At 67.9% G+C, this 16,767-nt stretch carries 15 protein-coding genes; 12 read left to right on the plus strand and 3 right to left on the minus strand.

All coding sequences use genetic code 11. The annotated features are described in order from the left end of the window. Positions 1-4: 4 nt before the first annotated feature. The 4 genes from HHL15_RS15670 to HHL15_RS15685 all read left to right on the plus strand — a co-directional run bounded on the left by HHL15_RS15670 (position 5) and on the right by HHL15_RS15685 (position 5,456). Positions 5-2,110 carry a putative bifunctional diguanylate cyclase/phosphodiesterase gene (locus tag HHL15_RS15670; RefSeq protein WP_169146730.1) on the plus strand — a complete coding sequence of 702 codons (2,106 nt, stop codon included), beginning with the start codon at positions 5-7 and terminating at the stop codon, positions 2,108-2,110. Continuing rightward, entirely contained in the window at positions 2,107-4,173 is a 2,067-nt protein-coding gene (locus tag HHL15_RS15675; RefSeq protein ID WP_169146731.1) for a PAS-domain containing protein, read from the plus strand. The genes HHL15_RS15670 and HHL15_RS15675 overlap by 4 nt, the downstream gene beginning before the upstream one ends. After that, on the plus strand, positions 4,170-4,889 hold the full coding sequence (locus HHL15_RS15680; RefSeq protein ID WP_169146732.1) for a response regulator transcription factor: 720 nt from the start codon (positions 4,170-4,172) through the stop codon (positions 4,887-4,889). The genes HHL15_RS15675 and HHL15_RS15680 overlap by 4 nt, the downstream gene beginning before the upstream one ends. Before the next feature lie 90 nt (positions 4,890-4,979). After that, the gene (locus HHL15_RS15685; protein ID WP_169146811.1) at positions 4,980-5,456 is read left to right on the plus strand and encodes a VOC family protein; all 477 of its coding nucleotides are present in this window, start codon (positions 4,980-4,982) and stop codon (positions 5,454-5,456) included. Between the two features lie 61 nt (positions 5,457-5,517). On the opposite strand, the gene ypfJ is transcribed toward HHL15_RS15685, so the two are convergent. Further along, a complete protein-coding gene (ypfJ, locus tag HHL15_RS15690; RefSeq protein WP_169146733.1) occupies positions 5,518-6,375 on the minus strand; it encodes a KPN_02809 family neutral zinc metallopeptidase in 858 nt (285 codons plus the stop codon). 402 nt (positions 6,376-6,777) lie between these two features. On the opposite strand from ypfJ, the gene HHL15_RS15695 reads away from it, so the two are divergent. From HHL15_RS15695 to HHL15_RS15710, 4 genes are all read left to right on the plus strand, one after another. Then, positions 6,778-8,334, plus strand: coding sequence for a DEAD/DEAH box helicase (locus tag HHL15_RS15695; protein ID WP_206198800.1), 1,557 nt, complete (start codon positions 6,778-6,780; stop codon positions 8,332-8,334). A 199-nt stretch (positions 8,335-8,533) separates the two neighbouring features. Next, a complete protein-coding gene (gene fliW / locus HHL15_RS15700; protein ID WP_169146734.1) occupies positions 8,534-8,965 on the plus strand; it encodes a flagellar assembly protein FliW in 432 nt (143 codons plus the stop codon). Positions 8,966-9,155: 190 nt separating this feature from the next. Further along, positions 9,156-9,695 carry a GAF domain-containing protein gene (locus tag HHL15_RS15705; RefSeq protein WP_169146735.1) on the plus strand — a complete coding sequence of 180 codons (540 nt, stop codon included), beginning with the start codon at positions 9,156-9,158 and terminating at the stop codon, positions 9,693-9,695. Between the two features lie 21 nt (positions 9,696-9,716). Continuing rightward, positions 9,717-11,942: a response regulator gene (locus HHL15_RS15710; RefSeq protein WP_169146736.1), complete on the plus strand. Its 2,226-nt coding sequence runs from the start codon at positions 9,717-9,719 to the stop codon at positions 11,940-11,942. Positions 11,943-11,986: 44 nt separating this feature from the next. Here HHL15_RS15710 and HHL15_RS15715 read toward each other — a convergent pair whose 3' ends face one another. Then, positions 11,987-13,198: an exo-beta-N-acetylmuramidase NamZ family protein gene (locus HHL15_RS15715; protein ID WP_169146737.1), complete on the minus strand. Its 1,212-nt coding sequence runs from the start codon at positions 13,196-13,198 to the stop codon at positions 11,987-11,989. Next, complete coding sequence (locus HHL15_RS15720; protein ID WP_328825052.1) at positions 13,195-13,755, minus strand: DOMON-like domain-containing protein; 561 nt, start codon at positions 13,753-13,755, stop codon at positions 13,195-13,197. Before HHL15_RS15720 ends, HHL15_RS15715 begins: the two co-directional genes overlap by 4 nt. Before the next feature lie 139 nt (positions 13,756-13,894). On the opposite strand from HHL15_RS15720, the gene HHL15_RS15725 reads away from it, so the two are divergent. The 4 genes from HHL15_RS15725 to HHL15_RS15740 all read left to right on the plus strand — a co-directional run bounded on the left by HHL15_RS15725 (position 13,895) and on the right by HHL15_RS15740 (position 16,700). Further along, on the plus strand, positions 13,895-14,350 hold the full coding sequence (locus tag HHL15_RS15725; protein WP_169146738.1) for a PACE efflux transporter: 456 nt from the start codon (positions 13,895-13,897) through the stop codon (positions 14,348-14,350). Positions 14,351-14,359: 9 nt separating this feature from the next. Then, positions 14,360-14,563: a heavy-metal-associated domain-containing protein gene (locus HHL15_RS15730; protein ID WP_169146739.1), complete on the plus strand. Its 204-nt coding sequence runs from the start codon at positions 14,360-14,362 to the stop codon at positions 14,561-14,563. 45 nt (positions 14,564-14,608) lie between these two features. Further along, complete coding sequence (gene asd / locus HHL15_RS15735; protein WP_169146740.1) at positions 14,609-15,460, plus strand: archaetidylserine decarboxylase; 852 nt, start codon at positions 14,609-14,611, stop codon at positions 15,458-15,460. A gap of 76 nt (positions 15,461-15,536) precedes the next feature. Beyond that, a complete protein-coding gene (locus HHL15_RS15740; RefSeq protein WP_206198801.1) occupies positions 15,537-16,700 on the plus strand; it encodes an MFS transporter in 1,164 nt (387 codons plus the stop codon). Positions 16,701-16,767 lie beyond the last annotated feature (67 nt).

Below are 16,767 nucleotides of genomic sequence, written 5' to 3' on the forward strand. Positions count from 1 at the left end.
CCCCATGCCCGTCACGCCGCCCGCCCTCACCGAAGACCTGATCCGCGACTCCGACAGCCTCTTCGTCGACCTGTTGCGCAACGCCCTGATCGGCGTCTACATCATCCAGGACGGCCTCTTCCGCTACGCCAACCCACGCTTCGCCGAGATGTTCGGCTATACGCAGGAGGAGATCTGCGGACAGATCGGGCCGTCCGACCTGACCTCCCCGAGCGACGACGGCAAGGTCGCGGCTGCGGTGGCAGAGCGCCTCGCGGGCCGCAGCGACACCGCCCACTACAGCTTTCATGGCCGCCGCAAGGACGGCTCCGAGCTGGAGCTGGAGGTCTTCGGCAAGCGCACCGCCTTCGAAGGCAGGCCCGCCATCATCGGCATGCTGGTGGACATCACCGCCCGCCACGCCGCCGAGCGCCAGGCCATCGAGCAACTCAACTTCATCGGACAGCTGGTCGAGGCCATCCCCAGCCCGCTCTTCTTCAAGGACGAGCAAGCCCGCTACCTGGGCTGCAACCGGGCCTTCGAGGCCTTCATGGGCCTCGACCGCGAGGACATCGTCGGGCGTTCGGTGTTCGACATCTCCCCGCCGGAGCTCGCCGCCCGCTACCACTCCGCCGACCAGGCCCTGTTCGATGCGCCGGGCGTGCAGACCTACGAAGCCTCGGTGGCCTCCGGCGACGGCCTGACCCGTGAAGTCCTCTTCAACAAGGCCACCTGGCTCAAATCCGACGGGCAGGTGGGCGGGCTGGTCGGCGTCATCACCGACATCACTGAACGCAAGCAGACCGAAGCCCTGATCTGGGTTCAGGCCAACTACGACGCCCTCACCGGCCTGCCCAACCGCCGTCTGCTCAACGACCGTCTGACGGAGCTGATGAAGAAGGCTCACCGCGACCACGAGAGCGTCGCGGTACTGTTCATCGATCTGGACCGCTTCAAGGAGGTCAACGATGTCCTTGGGCATGATGCCGGCGACCGCCTGCTGGTCGAGGCCGCGCGGCGCATCGTCGGCTGCCTGCGCGAAACCGACACGGTGGCACGGCAGGGGGGCGACGAATTCACCGTCCTGCTGCCCTGTCAGTCCGACGAAGCCCCCATCGAGCGCATTGCCGACGACATCATCACCGCGCTGGATCGGCCCTTCACCCTGGGCAACGACGTGGCCTACGTCTCCGCCAGCATCGGCATCACTCTCTACCCCCGCGACGGCGACACCCTGGCGAGCATCCTCAAGAACGCCGACCAGGCCATGTACCACGCCAAGGACGCCGGCCGGAACCGCTTCAGCTACTACTCGCCGTCAATGCAGGAACACGCCCAGGCCCGCCTGCAGATGGGCACCGACCTGCGCACCGCGCTGGCGGAGGGCCAGCTCAGCCTCCATTACCAGCCCATCCTGAACCTGGCCAACGGAGAGGTCTTCAAGGCCGAAGCCCTGCTGCGCTGGCAGCACCCGGCCCTGGGCGAGATTCCGCCCACCGAGTTCATCCCGGTCGCCGAAGAGCTGGGCCTGATCGACGCCATCGGCAGCTGGGTCTTCGACTCGGCCATTGCCGCCGTGGCCCGCTGGCGCACCCTGTGGCCGGAAGACGACCGTGCCAACTGCCCGCTGCAGATCAGCGTCAACGCCTCGCCGCGGCAATTCACCGGCGGGCGCTCGATCGACGGACTTCTGGCGCGCCTGGAGGCCCTCGGCCTGCCCGGCCACTGCATGGCCATAGAGATCACCGAAGGCATGCTGCTCGACAAGCACCCGGCCGTCGCGGCGCAACTCAGCCGCCTGGCGGCAGCCGGCGTTCCGGTCACCATCGACGACTTCGGCACGGGCTATTCGGCGATGGCCTACCTCAAGCGGCTCGACATCGACACCCTCAAGATCGACCGTTCCTTCATCCGCGACCTGACCACCGACCCGGGCGACCTGGCAATTGCAGAGGCCATCATCGCCATGGCCCACAAGCTGGGCATCCGGGTCGTCGCCGAAGGCGTCGAAACCCTCGAGCAGCAAAGCCGCCTCAACGACGCCGGCTGCGATTACAGCCAGGGCTTCCTGTTCTCGCGCCCCTTGCCCGAAGCCGCCTTCTTCGAGCTGATCGCCCGGTACCGCCCATGATCGCCCGCATCACGCCGCCAGCCCCCGTGCCCGCCGCCCGGCCCGGCAGCCCCGAGGCGCTGCGCCGCTACGACCTGCTGCTGGCCGGCTTCGACCTCCTCGACCAGGCCATTGCGGTCTTCGACGCTGCACCGCGGCTGGTCACCTGGAACAAGGCCATGCTGCGCCTCCTCGACTTCCCCGAGGACATGGTGCGGGTCGGCACCCCCTTCGAGGACTTCATCCGCTTCAACCTCCGGCGCGGCGAATATGGCAACGGCGGCCTCGGCACCGACGAGATCGAACGCATCGTGGCCGAGCGCATGGCAGCTGTCCGTGCCTTTCAGCCCCACCACGTGGAGCGCACCCGCCCCAACGGCCAGGTCCTGGCGGTACGCGGTGTACCGATTCCCAACCTGGGCTTCGTCACCCTGTGGACCGATATCACCGAGCAGCGCCGCTACGAGCAGCTCATCGAACGCCAGAACGCCGAACTGGAAGATCGCGTCCACGCCCGCACCGCCGAACTCGAGGCCGCCACCACCCGCCTCGACAACGTGGCCGCCCAGCTCGCCCGCAGCGAGGAGCGCCTGCGCCTGATCATGGACGCCATCCCGGCCCTGATCGCCTACGTGGATGCGGGCGAGCGCTACCGCTTCGCCAACAAGGGCTATGCCGAGTGGTTCGGCCTGGACAAGGACAGCATCGTCGGCCGCAGCATCGCCGAGGTCTTCGGCGCCGAGGCCTATGCCCAGATCAAGCCCTACCTGGACCAGGCCGGTACCGGCGAGCAGGTCAGCTACGAATATTCCCGCACCAGCGCCTCCGGGCGGCAGGTCTATGCCCGCAGCGCCGTCGTGCCGGAGGCCTCGATCGCGGGCGGCGTACAGGGCTTCTTCGTGCTGTCCATCGACATCACCGAGCAGAAGGCCAGCCAGGCCGCCCTGATCCAGGCCCAGAAGATGGAAGCCGTCGGCCAGCTCACCGGCGGCCTCGCCCATGATTTCAACAACCTGCTCACCATCATCACCGGCAACCTGCACACCCTGCGCGACAAGCTGCCCGCCCACCAGGGCTTCGAGGACTACCTCGAGCCGGCCCTGTCGGCGGCCCGGCGCGGCACCGAACTGATCCGCCGGCTGCTCACCTTTTCGCGCCAGCAGCCGCTGGAGCCCAGCCCGGTGGAAGTCGGTGCCCTGGTGCATGGCATGACCCAACTGCTGTCCCGCTCCCTCACCGAGCGCATCGCCATCCAGCTCGAACTTCCGACCGAAAAACTGTATGCCCTGGTGGACCCCCACCAGCTCGAGAATGCCCTGCTCAACCTGGCCATCAACGCCCGCGATGCGATGCCCGGGGGCGGCACCCTGACTCTCGCCCTGGCGCGCCGGCACGTCTCGCCCAGCCTGGCCCTGCTGGTGGAGGTGCCGGCGGGAGACTACGTCCAGTTCGATGTGTCGGACACCGGCACCGGCATCGCCCCGGAACTGCTGCCGCGCCTCTTCGAGCCCTTCTTCACCACCAAGGCCTTCGGCGCCGGCAGTGGCCTCGGGCTGGCCATGGTATATGGCTTCATCCGCCAGTCGGGCGGCAACATCCGCATCCTCAGCACGCCGGGCAAGGGCACCAACGTCCGCTTCATCGTGCCGATGACCGACGCCCCGCCGGCCACCCCGGCGCCCCCCCGCCACGCCGCCGCCCGCGACGGCAACGAGCAGCGCCTGACCCTGCTGGTGGAGGACGAACCGGAAGTCCGCAAGGTGATCCGCCAGCAACTCACCGAGCTGGGCTTCCCGGTCATCGAAGCCAGCAACGGCCTCGAAGCACTGAGCATGCTCGAAGCCGTCGAGGATATCGCCCTGCTGGTGTCCGACACGGTGATGCCCGGCATGGGCGGGCGCGAGCTTTCCAGCGCCGCCCGGGCGCTGCGGCCGACCCTGCCCATCCTGCTGATCACCGGCTATGCCACCGGCGACGCCGCCCCGGGCAGCCCGGACATCCCCACCCTGCGCAAGCCCTTCGACCGGGCGGCCCTCGGCGCAGCCCTGGCCGCCCTTGAATACCCGGAGACCCCGGCACCATGACCACCCCCGACAAGGACAGCCCCCTCATCTTCATCGTCGAGGATGAAGCCGACATCGCCCGCCTGATCGCCGACACCCTCGGCGAATATGGCTTCCGCTGCGAGACCTTCGCCACCGGCCGCGCCCTGCTCTCGCGCACCCGCCGGGCCCAGCCCGAGCTGGCCATCCTCGACCTGGGCCTGCCCGACATGGACGGCCTGCAGGTGCTGCGCGAACTGCAGGAGCAGCACCCCTGCGCCGCACTGATCCTGACCGGCCGCGACGGCCTGACCGACCGCGTGCTAGGCCTCGAACTGGGTGCCGACGACTACCTGGTCAAGCCCTTCGAGCCCCGCGAGCTGGTGGCGCGGGTGCGCTCTATCCTGCGCCGCTATCAGAAAGCCGCCGCCAGCGAACCCACCGGCCAGACCGGTGCGCGCTTCGCAGGCTGGCATTTCGACATCGGTCGCCTCAACCTCAGCGCCGACGATGGGCGGGAGATATCCCTCTCGGCAGCTGAAGCCGCCCTGCTGCAGACCCTGCTGCGCAAGCCCAACAAGATCCTGACCCGCGAGCAACTGATCGGCGAACGCGACCTCGACCCCTTCGACCGCAGCATCGACGTGCGCATCTCCCGGCTACGCCGCAAGCTGGAGGACGACCCGCAGGATCCGAAGATCATCAAGACCGTATACGGCGCCGGCTACCTGCTGTGCGCCAGCGTGGAATGGGAATGAGGGAGTGCGCACCGCCCAATGCGGCCGACACAGACCCTACGCCACCGCATCGTCCCGTAAAATGGCGCCTCCTTTAGGAGGGAAACCCAAATCATGACAAGACCATTCAAAGTTCTCGGCGTCCAGCAGATCGCCATCGGCGGCCCGTCCAAGGATCGCCTGCGCACCCTGTGGGTGGACATGTTCGGCCTCGAAGTCACCGGCACCTTCAAGTCGGAACGCGAGAACGTGGACGAGGACATCACCGCCATGGGCAAGGGCCCGTTCAAGGTCGAAGTGGACCTGATGCAACCCCTCGACCCCGAGAAGAAACCCGCCGTCCACACCACACCACTGAACCACGTCGGCCTGTGGATCGACGACCTGCCCAAGGCCGTCGAATGGCTCGGCGCCAACGGCGTGCGCTTTGCGCCGGGCGGCATCCGCAAGGGCGCCGCCGGCTACGACATCACCTTCCTCCACCCCAAGGGCAACGAAGAATTCCCCATCGGCGGTGAAGGCGTGCTGGTCGAGCTGGTCCAGGCACCGCCCGAAGTGATCGAAGCCTTCGCCAGGCTGGCCGGCTGATCCTTTCGCTGTGGCACCCCGGCGGGCCGGCCTTCGTGCGGAAGGGCCAGCCCGCCGCCGTTTACAGCATCTTGGCCTGGAAGGTGTTGCAGGCCCCCAGCTGACCGCTCTCCATGCCGCGCTTGAACCAGCGCACCCGCTGTTCCGAGCTGCCGTGGGTGAAGCTGTCCGGCACCGCGAAGCCCTTGGCTTGTTTCTGCAGGGCGTCGTCACCGATGGCTGTGGCGGCGCGCAGAGCCTCTTCCACGTCGCCCACCTCGAGGATGGCGCGGGCCTTGTCCGCGTTCTGCGCCCACACGCCCGCCAGGCAGTCCGCCTGCAGCTCCAGCCGGACCGACAGGGCATTCGACTCCTTCTCGCTTGCCCTGCTGCGGGCCGCCATCACCTTGGAGGAGATTCCCAGCAGGTTCTGCACATGGTGGCCGACCTCGTGGGCAATCACGTAGGCCTGGGCAAAATCGCCGGGCGCCTTGAAGCGGCTTTTCAGCTCCTGGTAGAAGGACAGGTCGATATACACCTTCTGGTCCGACGGACAGTAGAAGGGCCCCATCGCGGCCTGCCCTGTACCGCAGGCGGTCGGCGTCGAGCCGGAAAAGAGCACCAGGGTCGGCGCCACGTAGTCGCGGCCATTGAGCTTGAAGATCTGCTGCCAGGTATCCTCCGTCTCGCCCAGCACCTGGCGCACGAAGCGGGTTTCCGGGTCGTTCGCCGGCGGCGCCGCGGAGCGGGTCTCGGCCTGCGGCGACGGTGACAGCGCCGCCTGGTTCAGCACCACACTCGGATCGACACCGAAGTACATCGCCACCAAGGCCAGCACGATGGTCCCGAGGCCGATGCTCTTGCCGCCGATCGGCAGACCACCCCCGCCGCCCCGGCGATCCTCGATGTTGTCGCTTTCCCTGCTGTTGTCGAAACGCATCGTCAGTTCCTTTGTGTGTGAGGGATGAAGAGTGACCGGGGTGAGCCGGGCTTTCAAGTTACCGCCTCGGTCGATCATGTCAATTACTGTGTCTATACCCCGTCCTGCAAAACGCGGCACAGCGTCACATCGCCATTTTGCGGCGCAACATTTTCCTTGTGTGTCCTCGTGTTTCCATTTATAGTGGTCAATCTGGTGTAAAGCGGTTACACCAAGTCACATCGTCCCTGACCCTCTTCATATCTCCCGTACCAGACGAGAGGTGCCCCTGATCGGTTAGTGCCGATATGCCAGCCTGGCAGCTTCAGGGTCGCCCCTGTTCCGCGCGCATCTCTGCGCAGCGGAACGTTGCCGTTTTTTCTCGCGGGAACCGCACCTGCCACAAGATATAAGGAAGCGAACATGGATTTCGCCAGCCTCGGCCTGTCCGAGCACATTGTCAAAGCCGTTAACGAAGCCGGCTATACCGAACCCACCTCCGTCCAGCTGGCCGCCATCCCCGCCGCACTTGCCGGCAAGGATCTCGTGGTCTCCAGCCAGACCGGCTCGGGCAAGACCGCAGCCTTCATGCTGCCCTCCCTGCAGCGTCTGACCATCGAGTCCCCGCTCAAGGCCCGCGGTCCCCGCGTGCTGGTGCTCACTCCCACCCGCGAACTGGCCGTGCAGGTCACCGACGCCACCAAGCGCTACGGCAAGAACCTGCGCTACGCCAAGGCCGTCAGCGTGGTCGGCGGCATGCCCTACCCGGTGCAGAACAAGCTGCTGTCCAGCCCCTACGAAATCCTGGTGGCCACTCCCGGCCGCCTGATGGACCAGATGAACAGTGGCCGCATCGACTTCGGCCGCCTGGAAATCCTGATCCTCGACGAAGCCGACCGCATGCTCGACATGGGTTTCGTGGAAGACATCGAGGCCATCGTCGCCAAGCTGCCGGCCAACCGTCAGACCCTGTTCTTCTCCGCCACCCTCGATGGCCAGGTCGCCCGCATGATGCAGCGCCTGCTGAAGGACCCTGAGCGCATCGAGATCGACTCGGCCCAGACCCGTCACGAGAACATCGAACAGCGCCTGCTTGTGGCCGACGACATCAGCCACAAGAACCGCCTGCTCGACGGCATCCTGCGTGACGTCGGCGTCGATCAGGCCATCGTATTCACCGCCACCAAGCGTGACGCCGATGCCCTGACCCTGAACCTGGAATCCCAGGGTCACTCCGTGGCAGCCCTGCACGGTGACATGAATCAGCGCATGCGCACCCGCACCCTCGACCAGCTGCGTCGCGGCCATCTGCGTGTGCTGATCGCCACCGACGTGGCCGCCCGCGGCATCGACGTGCGCACGATCAGCCACGTGATCAACTACGACCTGCCCAAGGTTGCGGCCGACTATGTGCACCGCATCGGCCGCACCGGCCGTGGCGGCTCCAACGGCATCGCCATCAGCCTGGCCGAACGCCGCGATGTGCGCCTGCTGCGCGCCATCGAACGCTACACCCGCCAGCCCCTGGCCGTGCACACCATGCCCGGCCTTGAGCCGCGCAGCACCATGCCGGCCGACGATCGCCGCCCTGGCGGCCCGCGTCGTGACGGCCGCGGCTTCGGCGGCAACGGTGGCGGCCGCTTCGGCGACAAGCGCCCCTCCTCCGGCGGCTTTGGTGACAAGCGTCCCGCCAGCGGTTTCGGCGGCGGTGCCGGCCGTTTCGACCGGGAACCGCGCCGTGACGACAGCCGTCCGGCCAGCCCCTGGGCCGGCCAGGGCGAAGGGCGCCGCGACTTCCGCGACGCAGCCCCCCGCCGTGCCGACGCTGCCCCGCGTCACCCCGAGCACCGCACCGAGTTCCCCCACGTCGCCAAGCGCAGCTCCAACCACCAGAACAGCGGTGGCGGCTTCGGTGGCGGCCGTAGCGGTGAATTCGCCGGCAAGCCGCGCGCCGGTCGCACCTTCAACCGCGACCGGTAAGTAGCACCGGCTCCACGCCGATGGGGCGCCTGCGGGCGCCCCATCGGCGTTTACGCCCCCCTTCATTCCAGGAATGGACCCAAAAGCCCCCTCAGTTCACAGGGCCAATCCCCCCTGCCCCGTCTATGATGGGAGGAAACTTGCTTCGGGAGCCGGCACCCGTTCCGGCTGATAGCACCATTTCAAAGGGGAAAAAACCATGAAAATCACCAGTCCCATCGTCGGCGAGGTGGACGTCTCCGCCGATCGCATCCTGAATTTCCCGAGCGGCCTGCCCGGCTTCGAAGCCTGCCGCCAGTTCACCCTGCTTCACTCGGAGGAAGTGGAGTCGCCCACCCTGTTCGTGCTGCAGTGCCTGGACGACCCGGAAGTGGCCTTCAACGTAACCACTCCCGATGTGCTCGGCCTCAATTACGAGTTTTCCCTGAGTGATGACGAAGTGGCAGCCCTGCAGTTGAGCAACTCCGACGACGCCAGCCTGCTCCTCATCGTCAGCCCCGGAGAGCCCGGCGAGCAGCCGGTGCGCGCCAACGTCATGGCTCCGCTGGTCATCAACACGGCGACCCGGCATGGCCTGCAAAAGATCATCGGCAAGGTGGACGCCAGCGTCACCCTCAAGGCCGTGGCCTGAACCACCCCGGCCACGCATCTCAAGGGCGCCCCGTGGCGCCCTTTTTCATCTCCCCCCGCCATCGACGCCAGGAAAACATCATCTGCACGCGCACGTGCCTTATTACCGGCCCCCGGTTTGAAGACTGGCCAAAATGGGTATAGTGTTAAAAAAGGGTTCAACGGGCTTATCAGCGATGATCGACTACTCCATGCATGAAGTCCCCCCCGGCTTCCTCAAGAAGTGGCAGCACACCCTCGATGAGGTGGCCAAAGCCCTCGACGTGCCGGCAGCCCTTGTCATGCGGGTATGGCCCGAACAGATCGAAGTACTCCTCTCCAGCCTGAGCACCGGCAACCCCTACGAAGAACACGAAAAGGCCGACCTCGGCACCGGCCTGTATTGCGAGACCGTCATGGCCAGCAGGGCCCTGCTCGAGATCCCCGACGCCCTCAGCGACCCGGCCTGGAGCGACAACCCCGACATCAAGCTGAACATGATCAACTACCTGGGCGTGCCGCTCGTCTGGCCCGACGACTCCATCTTCGGCACCGTCTGCGTACTCGACGCCCGGGCACGGCAGTATTCGGCGGAAGCACAGGAAGCCCTCTGGAAGATCAAGGCCCTCATCGAGGCCGATTTCTCGATGATCTGGCACGGCGCCCTCGACCCCACCCTGATCGACGAGCGCACCCGTTCGATCAGCGCGGAGGTGGAGACCATCCTGGCCCAACTCAGCAGGCCGCACTGACCCCAGCAGAAAACGCACGACGTGAGCCAAGACCCGCCCCGCCCTGCCGCCGTTCCAGCGCATTACCTGAACAAATGGCAGGAGGTGGTCGACCTCGCCGCCCGCCTGAACGACACGTCCGCAACCCTGATGAGCACGCCCGCGTCCGGGGATTGCAGCTGCCTGCTGGCCAGCGGGCCACTCGCCGAACGGACACCTGGCTCCAGCCAGCCCTTTATCAAGGGAGACGTCTTCACGGCGGGGGTCGTCGCCAGCAAGCGCGCCCTCCACGTACCCGACGCGCAGCTCGACCCCTACTGGAAGGTGCAGGCCGGCGACGCCCCACCGATACGCGGCTACCTCGGCCTGCCCCTGCTGTGGCCCGACCGCAGCCTGTTCGGGGTGCTGAGCCTCATCAGCGCGGCTCCCCTGTCCGTCGATGAACCCCACCAGGCCCTGCTGGCCCAGTTCAGAACCCTCATCGAAGGCGACTTCCGGGTGATCCACCTGATGCGTGCCCTCGACCGCCACACCACGCGCTTCGAGCAGACCGTGCTTGAGCGCACCGAAGAGCTGCGCCACGCCAACCAGAGCCTCGAACACGAACTGGCCGAGAGACTGAAGGCCGAGCAACAGGCCCGCGACAGCGAAAAGAGCCTGCAGGACGTGCTCACCGTAATCCAGGAAGGGGTCTGGGACTGGGACCTCCCCGCCAACCGGGTCAGTCATAACCAGCAGTGGTACCTGACCCTCGGCTACCCTCCGGACGAGGTGCCGACGACCTACGAAGGCTTCTTCGACTTCGTCCTCCCCGAAGACCGCCCGACCGTGATGGAAAGAGTCGACAAGATCCGCCGCGGCGACATCCGTGACTACTTCTCCGAACACCGGCTGGTCAAGAAAACCGGGGATGTCATCTGGGTCCGCGATCGGGGCCGTATCGTGGCCTGGGACGACACCGGCCAGCCCGCCCGCATCCTCGGCAGCTTCGCCGACATCACCGAGGGCCGCCTGGCCCAGATGCAGCTCGCCGGCCAGCGGGACACCCTAGAAGAACTCGTCGTGATCCGCACCCGCGAGCTGGAAAGCGCCAAGGAGGCCGCCGAAGCGGCCAACCTCGCCAAGAGCGCGTTCCTGGCCAACATGTCACACGAGATCCGCACCCCGCTCAACGCCATCACCGGCATGGCCTATCTCATCCAGCGGGGCGGCCTGACCCGCCAGCAGGCCGAGCAGCTGGGCAAGCTGCAGAACGCCGGCGACCACCTGCTGGAGATCATCAACGCCATCCTCGACCTGTCCAAGATCGAGGCCGGCAAGTTCGAGCTGGAATTCCAGCCGGTGGACATCCCGCGGATCCTCGCCAACGTGGGCACCATGGTGCGCCAGCGCGCCACCGAGAAGCAGCTCGCCCTGGTCACCGAGGCCGAGCTGCTGCCCGAGGGGCTCGAGGGCGACACCACCCGCCTGCAGCAGTGTCTGCTCAACTACGTGACCAACGCCATCAAGTTCACCGAGCGCGGCCGGGTGCTCATCCGGACCCGCCTGCTGGAGGAGACCCCCCACGACGCGCTGATCCACTTCGAGGTGCAGGACACCGGGATCGGCATCGCGCCGGCCGTCCTGGCCCGCCTGTTCTCGGCCTTCGAACAGGCCGACAACTCGACCACCCGCCAGTACGGCGGCACGGGGCTCGGTCTCGCCATCACCCGCAAGCTCGCCCGCCTGATGGGCGGCGACGCTGGCGTGGAGAGCACGCCCGGCGCCGGCAGCACCTTCTGGTTCACCGCCCGCCTGAGCCGGGGGAAGGAAGGACTCGCGCGCCAGAGCGCCGGGAATGAAGACGAAGAACGCCTGCTTGCCGAGCTGCGCGCACGCCATGCGGGCAAGCACGTGCTGATCGTCGAAGACGAGGCCACCAACCGGGAAATCGCCCGCTACTTCCTCAATGACGCCGGCCTGTCGGTGGATGTGGCCAACGACGGGGAAGAAGCCATCGAGCACGTCCGCAGCAACAACTACGACCTCGTCCTGATGGACATCCAGATGCCGCGCCTGGGCGGCCTGGAGGCAACCCGCAGGATCCGCCAGCTGAAGGGCCCTGACGGCCCGCGCATCATAGCCATGACGGCCAACGCCTTCATCGAAGACCGCAGACGCTGCCTGGAAGCCGGCATGAACGACTTCATCGCCAAGCCCATCGACATCCAGCAGTTCTTCACCAAGCTGCTGCAGTGGCTCGGCCCGGCGGGCGACGCCGGGCGGTAATCATCCTGTCCGGCCAGTCAGGCACAGCCTGACCACAAGGAAAGTCAGGGATACAGCAGGAAGGGCTGGCGGGCCTCGCCCCAGGCCCGTTCATCCGCCAGTGCCAGCGCGTCCAGGTCACCCGGACGGGCGGTAGCGTCATCAACCCACTCCCGCAGAATCTCCGAGCCGTTGATCAGGTCGATGGCCAGGCGGTCGTGCTCGTACTCGTAGGGAAAGTCGCGCCACAACGGGTAATCCCGATTCAGGTGGCGGATCGCCTTGAAGGCCAGGGCCTGCAGGCGCCACGGCCGGAAGGCCGCGTGGTCGTAGTGGGCCGGATCCTCCACGTGGATCTGCACCCCGTTGCACAGCTTGCCGGCGTGCTTGTGGAAAGTCGGCTCGAACCAGCAGTCACGCAGGCGGCAACCCGCCACCCATCTGGGAGCAAAGGCCTGCATGTGGGCGATCACCTGGCGGGCGTCGATGTCCGGCGCGCCGAACAGCTCCAGCGGCCGGGTGGTGCCGCGCCCTTCCGACAGAGTCGTGCCCTCCAGCATCACGGTGCCCGCGTAGGCCCGCGCCATCGACAGGTTGGGGGCGTTGGGGCTGGGATTGACCCAGCTCCGCTCACCCGCCGGCCAGCCGTAGCCCGGCCCGACATGGGGATCCCAGCCCTGCATGGTGATCACCTCGCACGCCACGTCGAGCTTGAGGGTGGCGATGAACCAGCGCGCCAGCTCGCCCATGGTGAGGCCGTGGCGCATCGGCAGCGGCCCGGCCCCGACGAAGCTCTCCCAGCCCGGCTGCAGCAGGGTGCCCTCCACCGGCCGGCCGGCCGGGTTGGGGCGGTCCAGCACCCACACCGCTTTCTTGTGGTGGGCGGCGGCCTCCAGCACGTAGCGCAGGGTGGTGATGAAGGTGTAGATGCGGCACCCCAGGTCCTGCAGGTCCACCAGCAGCACGTCGAAGCGGTCCATCATCGGCGCGGTCGGGCGGCGCACCTCGCCATACAGGCTGAACACCGGGATTCCATGCACCGGATCGAAGAAGTCCGGCGACTCGACCATGTTGTCCTGCTTGTCGCCGCGCAGGCCGTGCTGGGGGCCGAAGGCCGCCGACAGGTGGATGTCCGGCAGCGCCGCCAGGGCATCCAGGGAATGGGTCAGGTCACGGGTGACGGAGGCCGGGTGGGCCAGCAGGGCCACCCGCTTGCCGGCCAGCGGACGGCGCAGGGCGGGATCGGCAAGGAGGCGGTCGAGACCGAACTGGATCATGGAGTCGGACCTTTCAAAACGAGGGCAAAGCCATCGCGGTGGTGGAAATCGGGGCGGCCCGGCGGATGCCGCAGGGCCCAGTAGCGGTGGCTGCCGTCGGCCAGTTCCACCACCGCGCTCAGTGCCAGGCGGCATTCTCCAGCCGGCAGGCAGGCGGCAGGCAGCGCCACCGTCAGGGTCAGGGCGGCCTTCTCGCGGCCCAGGCTGAGCCGCGGCGCGGGCAGCTGCGGATCTGCGGCACGCTGGCGGTAGGCGGAGAAATCGAAGGCCATCCACTGGCCGCCGGGCGAGAAGTTGAACTCCCGGTAGGCCTCGCCGCCCTCCGGCGCCACGAACAGCTCGCAGCAGGTGTGGGCCCACAGGCGCTCGCGAGGCAGCGCGCTGCCGGGCTCCGGCACCCGCAGGCCGTCCATGCTGCCCTCCAGGCGCCAGGCCAGAGCCAGCCCCCCGTCCGGGCGCCGATCAAGACTGACGCAGATGGCGGCCACGCAGGGGTCGGCGCCATCGGGGTGGCATTGCAGCAGGAAGGACGGGCTGGGCAGGGGCGTCGGGGGCACGGTGGTGGTGGGCCGGGTGGACCAGATAAGACAAAAGTGGGCAAAGCCCTCAGGCCACGCAGTTTAACGGCTTCCTCCCCCGCGTTAAACTCCGTCCCAGATCCACGGTCCATCCGCTTCCGCATCACGTCCCGCACTCATGTCCGCCTCGCCCCTCCCCCCCCAGCGCAGCCTCGTCGACCGGCTGCGCCAGGTTGCCCTCTTCGAGATCGGTGGCCTGCTGCTGATCTGCCCACCCTTCGTCTGGCTGTCGGGCGTTCCGGTGGCCGAATCCGCCGCGCTGCTGCTGGTACTGGCGCTCATCGCCGCCCTCTGGAACGCCGCCTACAACACCGGCTTCGACTGGATCGAGGGGCGCCTCACCGGGCGCACCGCCGACCACCGCCCGTGGCGCCTGCGCGCCCTCCACGCCGTCGGCTTCGAGGGCGGCCTGCTGCTCATGACCCTGCCCGTGATCGCCCTGTGGACCGGCATGCCCTGGCTCGACGCGCTGATCGCCGACGTGGGCCTGGCCCTCGCCTACATGGTCTATGCCTTCGGCTTCAACCTGACCTACGATCGGTTCTTCCCGATCGCCCCTTCAACTTCCCGCTGAGCCCCCGCCATGCCCACCACCCACCTCGTCATCACCGGCATGCAGTCCGACGACTGCCTGCGCACCGTCATGAATGCCATCCAGGACCTGCCCTGCATCGGCTACGTGGACATCTCCCTCGAAACCGGCCAGGCCGAGATCGAACACACCCCCATGGTGTCGGAAGGCGACATCCGCGCAGCCATCGAGGAGGCCGGCTTTCCGACGCGCTAGGAGGAGCCGGCTATAATCCGGCGCTTCCCATTCCTGGATCTCACCGTGTCCGAGCGCCTCAAAGTCCTTCCCCAATACCTGATCCCCAAGCAGGCCCTCACCGTGCTGGCCGGCAAGCTGGCCAGCGCCCGGGCCGGCGGGCTCACCACCGGGGTGATCCGCTGGTTCGTGGGGCGCTACGGGGTCAACATGGCGGAAGCGGCCGAGCCGGAGATCGCCGCCTACCCGAGCTTCAACGAATTCTTCACCCGCGCCCTGCGCCCGGGCGCCCGGCCCCTGGCGGATGCCGACTTCCTGTGCCCGGTCGATGGCGCCATCAGCCAGTTCGGGCGCATCGACCGGGACCGCATCTTCCAGGCCAAGGGCCACGACTACTCCACCCACGCCCTGGTGGGCGGTGACCGGGACCTGGCGATCCAGTTCCAGGACGGCGAGTTCGCCACCCTCTACCTCAGCCCGCGTGACTACCACCGCATCCACATGCCCTGCGACGGCCGCCTGACCCGCATGATCTACGTGCCCGGCGCCCTGTTCTCGGTGAATCCCACCACGGCCCGCGGCGTACCCGGTCTGTTTGCGCGCAACGAGCGGGTGGTGTGCGTGTTCGAGAACGACGAGATCGGCCCTTTCGTGCTGGTGCTGGTGGGCGCCACCATCGTCGGCAGCATGGCCACCGTGTGGCACGGCGTGGTCAACCCGCCGCGGCCCGGCAAGATCCGCGAGTGGGACTACGCCCCCGGCCAGGTGTCCCTCAAGAAGGGCGACGAGATGGGCCGCTTCCTGCTCGGCTCCACGGTGGTGATGCTCTTCCCCAAGAAGCGCCTCACCTTCAATCCCGACTGGGCCCCCGCCCGCGCCATCCGCATGGGCGAGGCGATGGGGCGACGCCCCGGCTGAACCGCGGGGCCGCCCCGCCGACGCCGCACAACCATTCCACAGAGCGGGCCCAAGCCTGCCGCCGGAGGAGACATCCATGCGCCTGCCCGCACTGCCCCTCATCGTCCTCGCCCAGCTGTTCGGTACCTCCCTGTGGTTCTCCGCCAACGCGGCCGGGGATGACCTGATGCGGGCCTGGCAGCTGTTGCCGGCCGACCTGGGCAAGCTCACCAATGCCGTGCAGCTGGGCTTCATCCTGGGCACCCTGAGCTTCTCCCTCACCGGGCTGGCCGACCGCTTCCCGGCCAGCCGCATCTTTGCTGTCTGCGCCGTGCTGGGGGCCGCGGCCAACGCGGGTTTTGCGCTGCTCGCCGGGGGGCTGGGTGAGGCCATGGTCTTCCGCTTCGCGGTGGGTTTCGCCCTGGCCGGGGTCTACCCGCTGGGCATGAAGCTGGTGGTCAGCTGGGTGCCGGAGCAGGCCGGGCCAGCCCTGGCCTGGCTGGTGGGCATGCTCACCCTGGGCACCGCCCTGCCCCACGGCGTGCGCTTCCTGGACACCGGCTGGAGCTGGCAGGGCACGGTGCTGGTGTCCTCCGGCCTTGCCCTGCTCGCCGCCGTGCTGATCGCCCGCCTCGGCGACGGCCCTCATCTCAAACGCAAGCCCGGCACCCCGTCCCTGCGCCTCGGGCGGGTGCTGCATGCCTTCGGCGAACCCCGCTTCAGGGCCTCCGCCCTGGGCTACTTCGGCCACATGTGGGAGCTGTATGCCTTCTGGACCCTGGTGCCCCTGCTGGTGGGCGCCGTCAGTACCGGCAAGGCGGCTGGCCCGGCCTTTGCTGTGATCGGCATCGGCGCCGCCGGCTGCGTGCTGGGCGGCTTCGCCAGCCGGCGCATCGGCAGCGCCCGCGTCGCCGCCATCGCCCTGGCCCTGTCGGCCGCCTGCTGCGCCGTCTATCCCCTGCTGGCCGGCGCGCCGCAGTGGCTGCTGGCGGCGGTGATGCTGCTGTGGGGCGCCAGCGTGGTGGCCGACTCGCCCCACTTCTCGGCCCTGTCGGCCCGCGCCTGCCCACCGGAGATCGTCGGCAGCGCCCTGGCCTTCCAGAACGCCATCGGCTTCGCCATCACCATGGTCTCCATCGCCCTCACCACCCGCCTGTGGCCCCAGGCCCACGAGCAGGTGGCCTGGCTGCTGCTGCCGGGGCCGCTGCTCGGGCTGCTGGCCCTCGCGCCGCTGTGGCGGAAGGGCTCGCGGCAGGGGTAATGCCCCGCCAGGGCAGACCCTGCAGGGGCAGCCCTGGCGCCGTGATGTGCCAGGGGAATACCGGGAC

Origin of the sequence: Zoogloea dura (assembly GCF_012927165.1) — a bacterium.
Lineage (GTDB): Bacteria > Pseudomonadota > Gammaproteobacteria > Burkholderiales > Rhodocyclaceae > Zoogloea > Zoogloea dura.

Excerpts from the sequence above, each read along its gene's own strand:
- HHL15_RS15725 (WP_169146738.1), top strand. The coding sequence starts at position 13,895 with ATGTCCGCCTCGCCCCTCCCCCCCCAGCGCAGCCTCGTCGACCGGCTG.
- HHL15_RS15695 (WP_206198800.1), top strand. The coding sequence starts at position 6,778 with ATGGATTTCGCCAGCCTCGGCCTGTCCGAGCACATTGTCAAAGCCGTT.
- HHL15_RS15675 (WP_169146731.1), top strand. The coding sequence starts at position 2,107 with ATGATCGCCCGCATCACGCCGCCAGCCCCCGTGCCCGCCGCCCGGCCC.
- HHL15_RS15715 (WP_169146737.1), bottom strand. The coding sequence starts at position 13,198 with ATGATCCAGTTCGGTCTCGACCGCCTCCTTGCCGATCCCGCCCTGCGC.
- ypfJ (WP_169146733.1), bottom strand. The coding sequence starts at position 6,375 with ATGCGTTTCGACAACAGCAGGGAAAGCGACAACATCGAGGATCGCCGG.
- HHL15_RS15740 (WP_206198801.1), top strand. The coding sequence starts at position 15,537 with ATGCGCCTGCCCGCACTGCCCCTCATCGTCCTCGCCCAGCTGTTCGGT.
- HHL15_RS15705 (WP_169146735.1), top strand. The coding sequence starts at position 9,156 with ATGCATGAAGTCCCCCCCGGCTTCCTCAAGAAGTGGCAGCACACCCTC.
- HHL15_RS15730 (WP_169146739.1), top strand. The coding sequence starts at position 14,360 with ATGCCCACCACCCACCTCGTCATCACCGGCATGCAGTCCGACGACTGC.
- HHL15_RS15670 (WP_169146730.1), top strand. The coding sequence starts at position 5 with ATGCCCGTCACGCCGCCCGCCCTCACCGAAGACCTGATCCGCGACTCC.
- HHL15_RS15680 (WP_169146732.1), top strand. The coding sequence starts at position 4,170 with ATGACCACCCCCGACAAGGACAGCCCCCTCATCTTCATCGTCGAGGAT.
- fliW (WP_169146734.1), top strand. The coding sequence starts at position 8,534 with ATGAAAATCACCAGTCCCATCGTCGGCGAGGTGGACGTCTCCGCCGAT.